At 61.8% G+C, this 12,280-nt stretch carries 9 protein-coding genes; 7 read left to right on the top strand and 2 right to left on the bottom strand.

The window, feature by feature from the left end; genetic code table 11:
- Positions 1 to 199: 199 nt before the first annotated feature.
- The 4 genes from OH764_RS20265 (at position 200) to OH764_RS20250 (ending at position 4,406) form a co-directional block, all read left to right on the top strand.
- The gene (locus OH764_RS20265) at positions 200 to 1,204 is read left to right on the top strand and encodes a sugar ABC transporter substrate-binding protein (RefSeq protein WP_498850502.1); all 1,005 of its coding nucleotides are present in this window, start codon (positions 200 to 202) and stop codon (positions 1,202 to 1,204) included.
- A gap of 87 nt (positions 1,205 to 1,291) precedes the next feature.
- Positions 1,292 to 2,278, top strand: coding sequence for an ABC transporter permease (locus OH764_RS20260; protein ID WP_498850501.1), 987 nt, complete (start codon positions 1,292 to 1,294; stop codon positions 2,276 to 2,278).
- 73 nt (positions 2,279 to 2,351) lie between these two features.
- A complete protein-coding gene (locus OH764_RS20255; protein WP_027777622.1) occupies positions 2,352 to 3,149 on the top strand; it encodes an ATP-binding cassette domain-containing protein in 798 nt (265 codons plus the stop codon).
- A gap of 30 nt (positions 3,150 to 3,179) precedes the next feature.
- Positions 3,180 to 4,406: an ROK family transcriptional regulator gene (locus OH764_RS20250; RefSeq protein ID WP_498851248.1), complete on the top strand. Its 1,227-nt coding sequence runs from the start codon at positions 3,180 to 3,182 to the stop codon at positions 4,404 to 4,406.
- A 15-nt stretch (positions 4,407 to 4,421) separates the two neighbouring features.
- On the opposite strand, the gene OH764_RS20245 is transcribed toward OH764_RS20250, so the two are convergent.
- Together OH764_RS20245 and OH764_RS20240 are read right to left on the bottom strand one after the other, a co-directional pair.
- Positions 4,422 to 7,508: a transglycosylase domain-containing protein gene (locus tag OH764_RS20245; RefSeq protein WP_498850500.1), complete on the bottom strand. Its 3,087-nt coding sequence runs from the start codon at positions 7,506 to 7,508 to the stop codon at positions 4,422 to 4,424.
- A gap of 192 nt (positions 7,509 to 7,700) precedes the next feature.
- The gene (locus OH764_RS20240) at positions 7,701 to 8,756 is read right to left on the bottom strand and encodes a LysR family transcriptional regulator (protein ID WP_498850499.1); all 1,056 of its coding nucleotides are present in this window, start codon (positions 8,754 to 8,756) and stop codon (positions 7,701 to 7,703) included.
- A 210-nt stretch (positions 8,757 to 8,966) separates the two neighbouring features.
- Here OH764_RS20240 and OH764_RS20235 point away from each other — a divergent pair, with 210 nt between their 5' ends.
- From OH764_RS20235 to OH764_RS20225, 3 genes are all read left to right on the top strand, one after another.
- Complete coding sequence (locus OH764_RS20235; RefSeq protein WP_498850498.1) at positions 8,967 to 9,899, top strand: dihydrodipicolinate synthase family protein; 933 nt, start codon at positions 8,967 to 8,969, stop codon at positions 9,897 to 9,899.
- Between the two features lie 74 nt (positions 9,900 to 9,973).
- Positions 9,974 to 11,263, top strand: a complete 1,290-nt coding sequence (locus OH764_RS20230; RefSeq protein ID WP_498850497.1) for an NAD(P)/FAD-dependent oxidoreductase — start codon at positions 9,974 to 9,976, stop codon at positions 11,261 to 11,263.
- 224 nt (positions 11,264 to 11,487) lie between these two features.
- Positions 11,488 to 12,198, top strand: a complete 711-nt coding sequence (locus OH764_RS20225) for a TetR/AcrR family transcriptional regulator (protein ID WP_498850496.1) — start codon at positions 11,488 to 11,490, stop codon at positions 12,196 to 12,198.
- Positions 12,199 to 12,280: the final 82 nt, after the last annotated feature.

Raw genomic sequence — 12,280 nt, 5'->3', positions numbered from 1 at the left:
AGTCCGCGTCCAACGAGATTCCTTGACGCGCCCCTCGCCGCCTGCTGTACTAAATCAACCAAAGTGATTTAGGCGGCGTCCACGGTCTTACTTCCACCGCTCGGACGTGCCGCATTCCAGGTTGCACCCGCGCAGCGTTCGTGTGTGCAACCGCCAGCAGTTCCAAGAACGTCATTGCCAATAACCGGAGGAGCGTCCCATGAATCTGAATTCCCCCAGGCTTCCTGTCGCCAGGAAGATCGTCTCGATGTGCGTCGCGGCGTCGGCGGTCTGGTGCGCGAGCGCAAGTCAGGCAGCCGACCAGCCGGTCGTCGGCCTCATCACCAAGACCGACACCAATCCGTTCTTCGTGAAGATGAAGCAAGGCGCGGAGGCGGCAGCGTCAAAAGACGGCGCCAAGCTGATTACCGCAGCCGGCAGATTCGACGGCGACAACGCGAGCCAGGTGACGGCAATCGAAAACATGATGACGGCAGGCGCGAAAGCGATTCTGATCACTCCAAGCGATACGAAGGCGATCGTGCCGAGCATCAAGAAAGCGCGCGCCGCCGGCGTGATGGTGGTCGCGCTCGACACGCCGACGGACCCGCAAGACGCCACTGACGCCCTCTTCGCGACCGACAACTTCAAAGCCGGCGTGCTGATCGGCAAATACGCGAAGGCGGCGTTGAACGGCAAGCCCGCGAAGATCGCCACGCTCGACCTCGCGCCCGGCGTTTCGGTGGGCGTGCTGCGGCATAACGGCTTTCTGGAAGGGTTCGGCGTAAAGCAAGGCGACCCTTCGATCGTATGCAGCCAGGACACCCGCGGCGATCAGGCGAAAGGCCAGACGGCGATGGAAAACTGCCTGCAGAAATCGCCGGATATCAACGTGGTCTACACGATCAACGAACCTGCGGCCGCGGGCGCGTATCGCGCGCTGAAGGCAGCGGGCAAGGACAAGAGCGTGATGATCGTCTCGATCGACGGCGGCTGTGAGGGCGTGCGCAACGTCAAGGCCGGTTCCATCGCCGCGACCTCGCAGCAGTATCCGCTGAAAATGGCCGCGCTCGGCGTAACGGCAGGCGTCGATTACGCGAAGACCGGCAAGAAGGTTTCGGGCTACCAGGACACGGGCGTGACGCTGATCACGGACAAGCCGATGTCCGGCATCGACAGCAAGGACACGACCTTCGGCCTCGACAACTGCTGGGGCAACAAGTAACACGCACTGTACGGCGGCCCGCTCGTCGGGCCGCCGGATGATTCGCCGCGCGGCGCACGCCACGCTCATGTTTCGAGGACATCCATCATGTCGACTCCTTCCGCTCCCGCAGGCCATCCGCGCCATTTCTCAGACCGTCTGCCGTCGCTTGCCGAAGTCGGGCCGCTCATTGCGCTCGCGCTGGCTTGCGGTTTCTTCATCTCGCAAAGCAGCCGTTTCCTGTCGTTCCAGAACCTCTCGTTGATCCTTCAACAGACGATGGTCGTTGCGGTGATCGCAATCGGCCAGACGCTGATTGTGCTGACTGGCGGCATCGATCTCTCCTGCGGCATGGTGATGGCGTTCGGCTCCATCATCATGACGAAGTTCGCGGTGACGCTGGGCCTGCCGCCCGTACTCGCGATTCTGTGCGGCATCGGTGCGAGCACATTGTTCGGCGTGCTCAACGGTGTGCTCATTACGCGGATCAAATTGCCGGCGTTCATCGTCACGCTCGGCACGCTGAACATTGCGTTCGCCCTTACGCAAATCTATTCGAATGCGGAAAGCGTGTCGAATCTGCCGGACGCAATCATGTTCTTCGGCAACACGTTCAAGCTCGGACCCGCCGACGTCACGTACGGCACCGTCCTCACATTGCTGATGTATCTGGCCACGTGGTTCGTGTTGCGCGACACGGTGCCCGGCCGCCATCTGTATGCGCTCGGCAACAACGCCGAGGCCGCGCGGCTGATGGGTTTGTCGTCGCAGAAGATCCTGCTCACCGTCTACACACTGGCCGGCGCCATTTACGGCATTGCTGCGTTGCTGTCGGTGTCGCGCACCGGCGTGGGCGATCCGCAAGCAGGCCAAACCGAGAACCTCGATAGTATTACGGCGGTAGTGCTCGGTGGCACCAGTCTCTTCGGCGGGCGCGGGTCGATCTCCGGGACGCTGCTCGGCGCGCTGATTGTCGGCGTGTTCCGCAACGGCTTGACCTTGATCGGCGTTTCTTCGGTCTACCAGGTATTGATCACCGGCATGCTGGTAATTCTCGCGGTGGCCGCGGACAAACTCTCTCATCGCCGCGGTTGAGCTTTCAATCGCAACCTTATTGCATGAAGCCTGAGTCAGCGCATTGGCTAACTCAGGCCGACAGGAGCCCGTCATGTCGACACCTACTTCCGCTTCCGCCGCGCTGCCCGTTCTGCAGGCGCGTGGCCTCGTCAAACGTTATGGCAATGTGACCGCGCTCGACGGCTGCGACTTCGAAGTGCTGCCCGGCGAGATTCTCGCAGTGATCGGCGACAACGGCGCTGGGAAATCGTCGTTGATCAAGGCACTTTCCGGCGCCACGGTGCCGGACGAAGGCGAAATTCTGCTAGACGGCAAGCCCGTCAAATTCCGCAGTCCGCTGGATGCACGCGCGCAAGGCATTGAGACCGTATATCAGGAACTCGCGGTCGCGCCGGCCATGAGCATCGCAGAAAATCTGTTTCTGGCGCGCGAGTTGGTTAAACCCGGCTGGCGCGGTTCGATCTTCAAGATGATCGACAAACGCCGCATGCTTGAAGAAGCGACCGCCCATATGAAAGACCTGCAAATCGGCATTCGCTCGATGCGTCAGGCGGTCGAAACGCTCTCCGGCGGTCAGCGTCAAGGGGTTGCCGTCGCGCGCAGCGCGGCATTCGCGCGGCATGTGGTGATTCTCGACGAGCCGACCGCAGCGCTCGGCGTGAAGGAAGGCAACATGGTGCTCGAACTGATTCGCCGCGTGCGCGACCGCGGGCTGCCGGTGATTCTCATCAGCCATAACATGCCGCACGTATTCGAAGTGGCTGACCGCATCCATATTCAGCGGCTCGGCCGGCGTGCCGCGCTCGTCAATACCAAAGACGTGCATATGTCGGAGGCCGTTGCGATCATGACTGGCGCAAAAGAGGCCGACGTCAAGGCGATTGCATGATGCAATCACATCGCTGAGGGGCTCATGAGCATGGATACCACAGGCATGCGCCCGCCCCTCAAACGCACGGTCGGCTCGAATCAGGTCGGCATGCGGCAATTCAACGAGCGGATCGTGCTGCAGACGATCCGTCTGCATGGACCGTTGCCGAAGGCAGACGTGGGTCGTCTCACGCGTCTTTCGATGCAGACCGTGTCGATGATCGTCGATCGTCTGATCGACGATGGTCTGCTGGAAAAGCAGGCTCGGGTGCGCGGCAGGATCGGCCAGCCGTCGGTGCCCATCGCGTTGCGAGCGGACGGCGCGTACACGATCGGCATCAAGGTAGGCCGCCGCAGTCTCGACGTACTGGCGATGGATTTCGCCGGCCGCGTAATGTGCCGCGATGTGTTCGAGTACCCGTACCCCGATCCGCGCACACTGTTTCCCGCACTCGAAAGCAAGCTCGCGCGCGTGAATCAGGCGCTCGGCGCGAACGCCAGCAAAGTGGTCGGCGTGGGCGTGGCTGCGCCGTTGTGGCTCGGCGGCTGGCGCGACTTTCTCGGCGCGCCGCCCGACGCACTAGACGCATGGCACGAGATCGACTTGCGTTCGCGCATCGCGACCATGACGGGGCTGCCGGTCGAATTCGCAAAGGACACGACAGCCGCGTGCGCCGCAGAACTCGTGATGGGCCAGGGGCGCGGCATTCACAATTTCCTGTACCTGTTCGTCGGCACGTTCATCGGCGGCGGGCTTGTTATCGACGGCCGCCTGCATGGCGGGCCGCACGACAACGCCGGCGCGGTCGGCTCTATTCCGCTGCGCGACGGCGGCGCGCGCAAACCTGCGCGGCAACTGCTGCACGCGGCCTCCGGTTTCGTACTGGAACGCCTGTTTACCGACGCGGGGAAACCGGCAGCCGCTGCGCACGATCATCGGGCGCTGGCGCCGGAAATGTGGCGGCATACCGAGGAATGGCTCGATACCGCGTGCCCTGCGATCGCCAACGCGCTCACCAGCGCCGCCGCGTTGCTGGACCTCGAAGCGGTCGTGATCGACGGCGAACTGGACCGGCAAATGGTGCGCGAAATCATTCGCCGCACGGAGCGCGTGCTGGACCGATTCGAATGGGAAGGCATGGTACGCCCGCAACTATTGGAAGGCGCAATTGGTGCCGACGCGCGCGCAATGGGCGGCGCAATCCTGCCGCTCTACGCGCATTTCGCGCCGGTGCACGAACTGTTTCTCAAACCTGCGACAGAAGCCGCATATTGATCTGCCGCGGCCGCTTCACTGCGCGACCACCTTCTGGACAGAGACAGAAGCGGTCGTTGCAGGCGCAGATTCGAGCAGGGGCTGCAACGCGGGCGCCATCGACTTCAGCAGTTGCACCGAAAGTGCACTCGTAAATTCATAGTGCGCCGCATAAGGTTCGTGCACCCACGCGGTCAGCGTGCCGTAAAAGCGGTCGCCAATGGCGAATACGAACGTCGCGCTGCGGTTCACCTTGCGCGATTCAATGAGGCGCGCGCCCTTGGCGAATACGTTAAAGCGCTGATCGCCCGTACCTGTCTTGCCGTATACCTCCATGGTCCGGCCGTCCGGGAATGTCATGCCCTGCGCGAGACGCCGCGCCGTGCCACCCGTCACGACATCGCGCAACATGCCCTTCACGATCCCCGCAATTTCAGGCGAAAGCTGCTGTTGCGGAGCGACAGACGCACGCCGGAAATGCGTTTCGTACGGCGTGTCTTTCGCGAAGTCCAGTTGCGTGAGGTTCTCAGTCGGAACCTTGTTGCCGTCGTTTGCGATCAGGCCGATCAGTTGTGCTAGCGCTGCGGGTCTGTCACCGGACGCACCGATCGCAGCGGCATACGAAGGGGTAAGCGTTGCAAAAGGATAGCCGAGCGCCTGCCACGACTTGCCGATTGTGTCGTACGCGCGCAGTTCGACCATGCGTTTGATGCGGCGATCCTGGGTCGCGTGATAGCGCGTCTTGAAGAGCCATGAATAGGTCGAGAGACGCACATCGCTGCTTGCGTTCTGAATGTCGTTGAGCGTGGCGTTCGGATGTTCACGCAGATAGTTGAGCGTCCATAGTTCGAGCGGATGCACACTCGAGATATAACCCCGATCGTTCAGATTGAAGCGGTCGATTGCGTACTTCGCATAAAGGTTCGCGAGGTCTTCGTCGTCGAGCACCGAAGCGGCCGGCGTATTTTTCAGCGCGGCGCGCATCTTCTCGTTGAACCATGCGTTGGACTTGTCGGGCGCAACGCTACGCAACACCGTGGCGACTTTAGGCGGCGATTTGCGCACGCCGAGCAGCAACAGCGCCAACGCCTGCTCCTGGGTTTTGCCGTGATACTTCGTGTAGAAACGATTCATGTAAACGCGGCTTTCCTGATCGGCGAAACGCGTCAAGTACATTTTGCGGATCGCCGGATCGCCGAGCCATTGTGACGACGGTCCTGTGGTTTGGACCATCTCATAGTGGACGATATCGCGCATCAGCCGCACGAAAACCAGATTCACCGAATGCTGGAACGCACGGCGAATAGTAAGAATGCGACCGTTGTCGTCGGATTCGAAGTTATTGAAGGTTTGCGCGCCGCCGCCCGTGTAGAAGGTTTCGCCGGGACTCGCGGAGTACTTGCGCTCTACGGCTGCGTCGAGCATGGATTGAAGCGTGCGATCCTTGGTGTGCGACAGATAGTCCAGCGCCCAGCGTGTCAATTGATCGCTCGGATCGGGCTTGATGGTTTTGAGCTCCGCCGCGCTGCGAGCAGCGTAACGCGCATGCAGCTGCGACACGATCTGCAAATACGTCACCACGGTACGCAGTTTTGCAGTGGACCCGAGGTTCAAACGCGCACCCGAATTAATGTCGAACGGCTGGTTCACGCTGTCCGTTTGCACACGCACGAGATTCGCTCCGTCGCGCCGTTCGAATAGCGTGAAACTGTAGGCGATTTTCGACGGATCGTCCGATGCGCGCAGCATTTCGAAGCCGACAAGGCCCGCGGCCTTCGCGCCGTCGCGTGTTGCGGCAGCGGCAAGCCGTTCACTCACGGCCTGCTGCACCGCGTTGTTGAGCGTGCCGGTGGCTTGCAGATCAAGCCGGTCGAGTTCGTAAAAGCTCGAAATGCCGAGCGCTGCGAGGAGGTTCGAGCGCATCGACGTAACGGCTTTGCGCGACACGAACGAGCCGGCGTTTTGAGCGGGTTTGCCCGCGCGGTGCAAATCGACCGTGGCAGAAAGCGCCGCATCGCGCAAAGCGGCGGAAATCACGCCGCCATTCGCGAGCAGCCGCAAATAACTGTCGGTCAATCGTTCGAGGTCGGGATAACCGCGATGCAGGAAATAGGACGGCGCGCGCTGGGCGATCATCAGAGAAAGCACCTGGCGAAATGCCTCGCCTTGCTGTGGCAGGTTCTCTGTGGTTGCAGGCGCGTTCAGTATGCGGTTCACATCCGCGAAATCGCGACCGTACCACACGGCGAGACCGTCGCCCATGCCGCTGATTTCACCGACGCCAGGTTGCGCCGCAAGCGGCACCGAATTCAGATAGTGCATGACGATCTGCCGACGCGCGGGCATGGTCTGCGGACCATTCAGATACGCACGCACGGAAGCGGACGCAATCTGCCTCAGCTTCTCCGGCGGTGTTGCGGTGCGGCCGCCCGCCGAGTGGCGGAATTTCTCGATCTGCGTGGCGAGCGTGCTGCCGCCGGGCGCCATCTGGTGATGGTTGAATACGCGAGCGCCCTGATCGGCCAGTGCGCGGCTAAAGCGACCCCAGTCGATGGCCGGGTTGCGGTTAGGCTGATCCGGATCGAGCAGATAGCGGTCTTCAATAAACAGAAGCGAGTTGACGATGACAGGCGGAATCGCCTCGAAGCTGTCGTACACCCGCCCAGGAAAACTCGCGCTAAAAAGAGGTGCACCGGTGCCGTCGAACAGTTGCAAGCCGGCTTGGTCCTTCTCGACGTACGGCAAGAAAAGACTTCTATCTGCTAGCGAAAGCATGCGCTCCGAATCGCGCGCCTGTGCGGTGACTTCGAAGCCGCGCTGCAGCAAGCGCTGCTGGATTGACGGCAGCAATGCGTAGCCAAGGCGGGTGTCGTACGGACCTTTGTCCGCCTCGGGAAAACGGATGGAATGGCTCGGACCATCGTCTACCGCGAAGCCGATGTCGCGCGTGAGTTCGGAGAGGTAGTGGGCCTGCAGCCGGGAAGTTTCTATTTCGAGTTCGCATAGGCGCACGACCCACGCCAATCCCAACAACAACGCCGCCGCCAGCGCCCATTTGAACCACTTGCGGACCGAAGCGGTGCCGGTGGCGCGAAGCGGAAATCGAACCGATGGCCGATTCATGACTGCTCTCCCCGAATGGGCGCCAGCCTTTTCACTCCGACGCCCTCAAGGCAGTGTAGCGCGGGGGCAGACGCGCCATTGGCCCGGATTTACCCCAGTGTCGCCGCTACAACACTCGTCGCAAGAAGATAGCAAAGCGCGAATCGCCGTGCGATATTCGACGTCTTGCCGCACTCTGAAAAAACCGCTGACTCACGCAAGTTTTCGCTTTGCGGCTGCATGGGCGGCCTGGCGCCGCGGCGTTGGTGTCGGCGTCCGCGCAGACGTCGATATGGGCGTGCGTGTTGACCGACGGATTTTTTCCGGCAAGTTCTCCTCTTCTCGCGCCTGATGCCGCAGCAATTCCACGAAGCGCTCGGCGGGCGGCGACAGCACGCCGCCTTTACGCGTCACGACGCCGAACGTTTGCGAAGGCGACTTCAGCGCGACCGGCACGCGACGCAGCATTTTTTGCCGAATGAACATGTCAGCAACGGCGGTCGGCAACAACGACACCAGATCCGCACTGCTCTGCAGCAGCGCGACAGTCACAAAAGTGGATGCAGTCGAGATCGGGTTATCTGGCATAGCCAGCCCCGCGAGATCCATTTCCCGTTCGAGCAGCGCGTGCAACGGCATATGCGATGGATACACCACCCAACGGTGATCCGCCAGATCGCTCAACTGCACATTCTTTCGCGGCAGCGCCGGATGACCGTACCCGACCACGACGGACAACGGCTCGTCGGCGAGCGGACGATACTGATATTTCGACGGATCCGCAGCCACGGCGGCTCGGCCGATCACGAGATCCAGGCGGCCGTCGTCGAGTTGGGCGAGCATGCGCGCACTCGTGTTTTCCACCACTTCGATAGAAAGATTCGGCTGCCGCGCATGCAGCTGATTGATGGCCGGAATCACGCATTCGGGAATCGCGCCCATGATCGCGCCGATCGCGAGGCGCCCGCCGTGCCCTGAGCGAATTTCGGCAACGTCCTGACACAGCGCGGCGAGATCCGTCGCCACAAGGCGCGCGTAGCGGATCACGCAATGCCCGAGCTGGTTCGGGATCATGCCGCTTTTCGTGCGCTCGAAAAGCGCCGCGTCGAACATTGATTCGAGTTCCTGCAACGCTTTGCTTGCGGCCGATTGTGTCATGGACATCATGCCTGCCGCTTTATGCAACGACTTCTGGTCGTCGAGCACGATCAGCAGTTGGAGCTGCTTCATGCGCAGTTTGCCTAGCAGAACACTCAACGTATTTTTCATGAAGATGGCGGGTGAGTCGTAAAAGCGATCACGAGATGGAAACAATTCAATATACCTGTGTGCCGCGCAGTCGTATAGTCGGCGGCAATAAGCACCATGAGACCGCTTAACGCACTTCACGCACTTCACGCACTTGAAGCATTTGAAGCGCGAGTCGCGACCGACAGAGACACTTCCACCGCCTCATTACATTCCCAAAGCGCCCATATCATGACTCGATCCGTTAATACCGCGGCAATGCGCGGCGTGTTCCCCGTTGCGCCTACCATTTTCGACGACGCCGGCCGGCTCGACCTGGAAGGTCAGAAGCGCTGCATCGACTTCATGATCGACGCGGGCTCGAACGGTTTGTGCATTCTCGCGAACTTCTCCGAACAGTTCGCCCTTTCCGACGACGAGCGCGAGACGCTGATGCACGTGGTGCTCGAACATGTAGCGGGCCGCGTACCCGTTATCGTCACGACCACGCATTTCAGTTCGCATCAATGCGCGGAACGCAGCCGCCGCGCGCAAGCAGCAGGCGCCGCAATGGTCATGATCATGCCGCCCTATCACGGCGCAACGATCCGCATCGGCGAGCGTGGCATTGAAGAGTTCTACCGCACGGTGTCCGACGCAATAGATATCCCAATCATGATTCAGGACGCGCCGGTCAGCGGTACGCCGTTGTCCGCTCCGTTTCTCGCCCGTATGGCCAGTGAGATCGAACACGTGTCGTACTTCAAGATCGAAGTGCCGCAAGCGGCGAACAAGCTGCGCGAGCTCATTCAGTTAGGCGGCGACGCGATCGTGGGACCGTGGGACGGTGAGGAAGCAATCACGTTGATGGCCGATCTCGATGCAGGCGCAACCGGTTCGATGACGGGCGGCGGGTATGCCGACGGTATCCGGCTGATCGTCGACGCCTATGCTGCAGGCGACACCGAAGCTGCCGCCGCTCACTATCAGCAGTGGCTGCCGCTGATCAACTACGAGAACCGCCAGGGCGGTCTCGCATCGTGCAAGGCGTTGATGAAGGAAGGCGGCGTGATTCGCTCCGACGCGGTACGTCATCCGTTGCCGGCAATGCGCCCGGCCACCCGTGAGGGACTGCTCAAAATCGCGCGACGGCTCGATCCGCTGGTGCTGCGCTGGGCTCACTAGAGGCGATAGCGGCGCCATCGGAAAAGCGGGGTGCGGCTGGACGGGGACGTGCGATTGCCGCTACGCTAGCCGCCATGGAAAGTTTTTACGAAGCCACTGTGACACGCCCGTCCGCGTATGCGCCGCTCGTCGGCCAACATAGCGCGGACGTTTGTATTGTCGGCGGCGGACTGGCGGGGCTGTCGACGGCGCTAGGTCTCGTTGAGCGAGGCGTGAAGAACGTCGTGGTACTCGAAGCGCGGCAGGTCGGTTACGGCGCATCGGGACGCAACGGCGGCTTTGTGTTCGGCGGCTATAGCCTCGATTGTGCCGATCTGCTGAAAACGCTCGGCGCGGCTCGCGCGCGCGAGTTATATGCGCTTACCACCGACGCCGTCGATCTGATGCGGGCCCGCATCGCGCGATACCGCATAGATTGCGATGTCACCGACGCCGGCGTAATTCTCGCGAACTGGTTTGACGAACCTGCGCGGCTAGAAGCTCAGCGTCGCCTGATGCTCGAATCATTCGGCGTCGACTGGGAACCGGTGGCAGCCGAACATCTGGCGCTCCAGTTGAAGACGCGCCGCTATCACGGTGGCCTGTTCGAGCGCAACGCATTTCACTTTCATCCGCTGAAATACGTACTCGGCGTGGCCGAGGCGGCGGCCAATGCCGGCGTGCGGGTTCACGAGCAGTCGCCCGTCGTGCATTTGCAGCGCGAAGGTGCCGACTTCGTCCTTCGCACGCCGCAAGGCGTCGTCGACGCGCGGCACGTCGTGATGGCGGGCGGCGGTTACGCGCGCAACGTCTACGCGAAAGTGGAGCGCGCGGTGCTGCCCATCGCCACCTATGTGATGGCGACCGAGCCCCTCGGCGCGCGGCTGCACGATGCGATCGACACGCGCGCGGCCGTCTACGACACCCGTTTCGCGTTCGACTACTATCGGCCTCTGCCCGACACGCGGATTCTCTGGGGCGGACGCATCTCGGTGCGTGACCGCGCGCCTCAAGTCATCGCCCGATTACTGCGGCGCGATCTGCTGAAGGTGTATCCGCAATTGCACGACGTGCGTGTGGACTACGCGTGGGGTGGCCTCATGAGCTACGCGCGTCACAAGATGCCGCAGATCGGTCGCACCGCGGACGGCGTCTGGCATGCAGTCGGCTTCGGCGGACATGGCATGGCACCGACCACCGTGTCCGGCGAACTGCTGGCCGCGGCGATTGCGGGCGAGCGTGCGGTTCCGGAGGCGTTCGCCGCGTTTGGCCTCACGCCCGCTTATGGCGCACTCGGTCTCGCCGCCGCTCAACTCACGTACACCGCGATGCAAACGCGCGACGTATTCGCCGCGCGCCGCACGCGGGCGCGCGGCTCCGTCTGAAAACACATCGCGCGGGCTGCGAACGCGCGGCTATGTCCGCACAGCTTAAGGCGCTGCCGGTGCGGTCTGCCGAGGCAGCGCCGCGTCGATGCGGTTGGCTTGCGCGTAGGTGCTCGAAACTCCGCCAGACCGCTGCGAGATGCGGCCTGTTTCGCGTAAAAACCCCGCGCCAGAGGCCATTTTCGCCATGCTAGAATGCGCGGTCACTGCCGCTCGAATACACAATGAAAAAGGGAAGCAAGGCCGCCGAGCCCGATACCAACGGCATCCCGTCCGACGCGCCGCGCAAAGACGCCCGACGTAGCGACGCCCGCCGCAAGTACGATCCCGAGCAGACGAAGCGCAATATCCTCGACGTCGCGACCCAGGAGTTCTCCGCGATGGGGCTGACGGGCGCGCGCGTCGATGCCATCGCGGAGCGCACCAACACCACCAAGCGCATGCTGTACTACTACTTCGGCAGCAAGGAAGGGTTGTACCAGGCGGTGCTGGAGAAGGTGTACGGCGACATTCGTGAGCTCGAACAGGATCTGCACGTCAGCGAACTCGACCCGGTCGAAGGCATGCGCGCGCTGGTCGAATTCACGTTTGACTATCACGACCGCCAGCGGGATTTCGTGCGCCTCGTCACGATCGAGAATATCAACGGCGCAAAGTATGTCGAGCAGGTCAAGAGCTTCAAAGGCCGCAACGTCACCGTCATTCATACAATCGAAGATCTGCTTGCGCGCGGTATCGCCGCGGGCAAGTTTCGCAGCGACGTCGACGCGATCGACCTGCATCTGCTGATCAGTTCACTGTGCTTTCATCGCGTCGGCAATCGTCATACGTTCGGCACGGCATTTGGGCGCGATCCGTCACATCCCAGATTGCGTGCGCGTCATCGCGCAATGATCGTCGATGCGGTGCTGCGCTTCGTTCGCAAGGAAGATTGACGAGCCTCTTATAGTCCACTTTCACGGACGAATGAAAAAAGGGACGTGGCCTGCGCCACGTCCCTTTTTTTTCGCAGTCGAA

Origin of the sequence: Burkholderia sp. M6-3, from assembly GCF_050858985.1 — a bacterium.
GTDB classification, from domain to species: Bacteria; Pseudomonadota; Gammaproteobacteria; order Burkholderiales; family Burkholderiaceae; genus Paraburkholderia; species Paraburkholderia caledonica.
The sequence above is the reverse complement of the archived record's forward strand: the minus strand, read 5'-3'. Positions and strand labels throughout refer to the sequence as shown.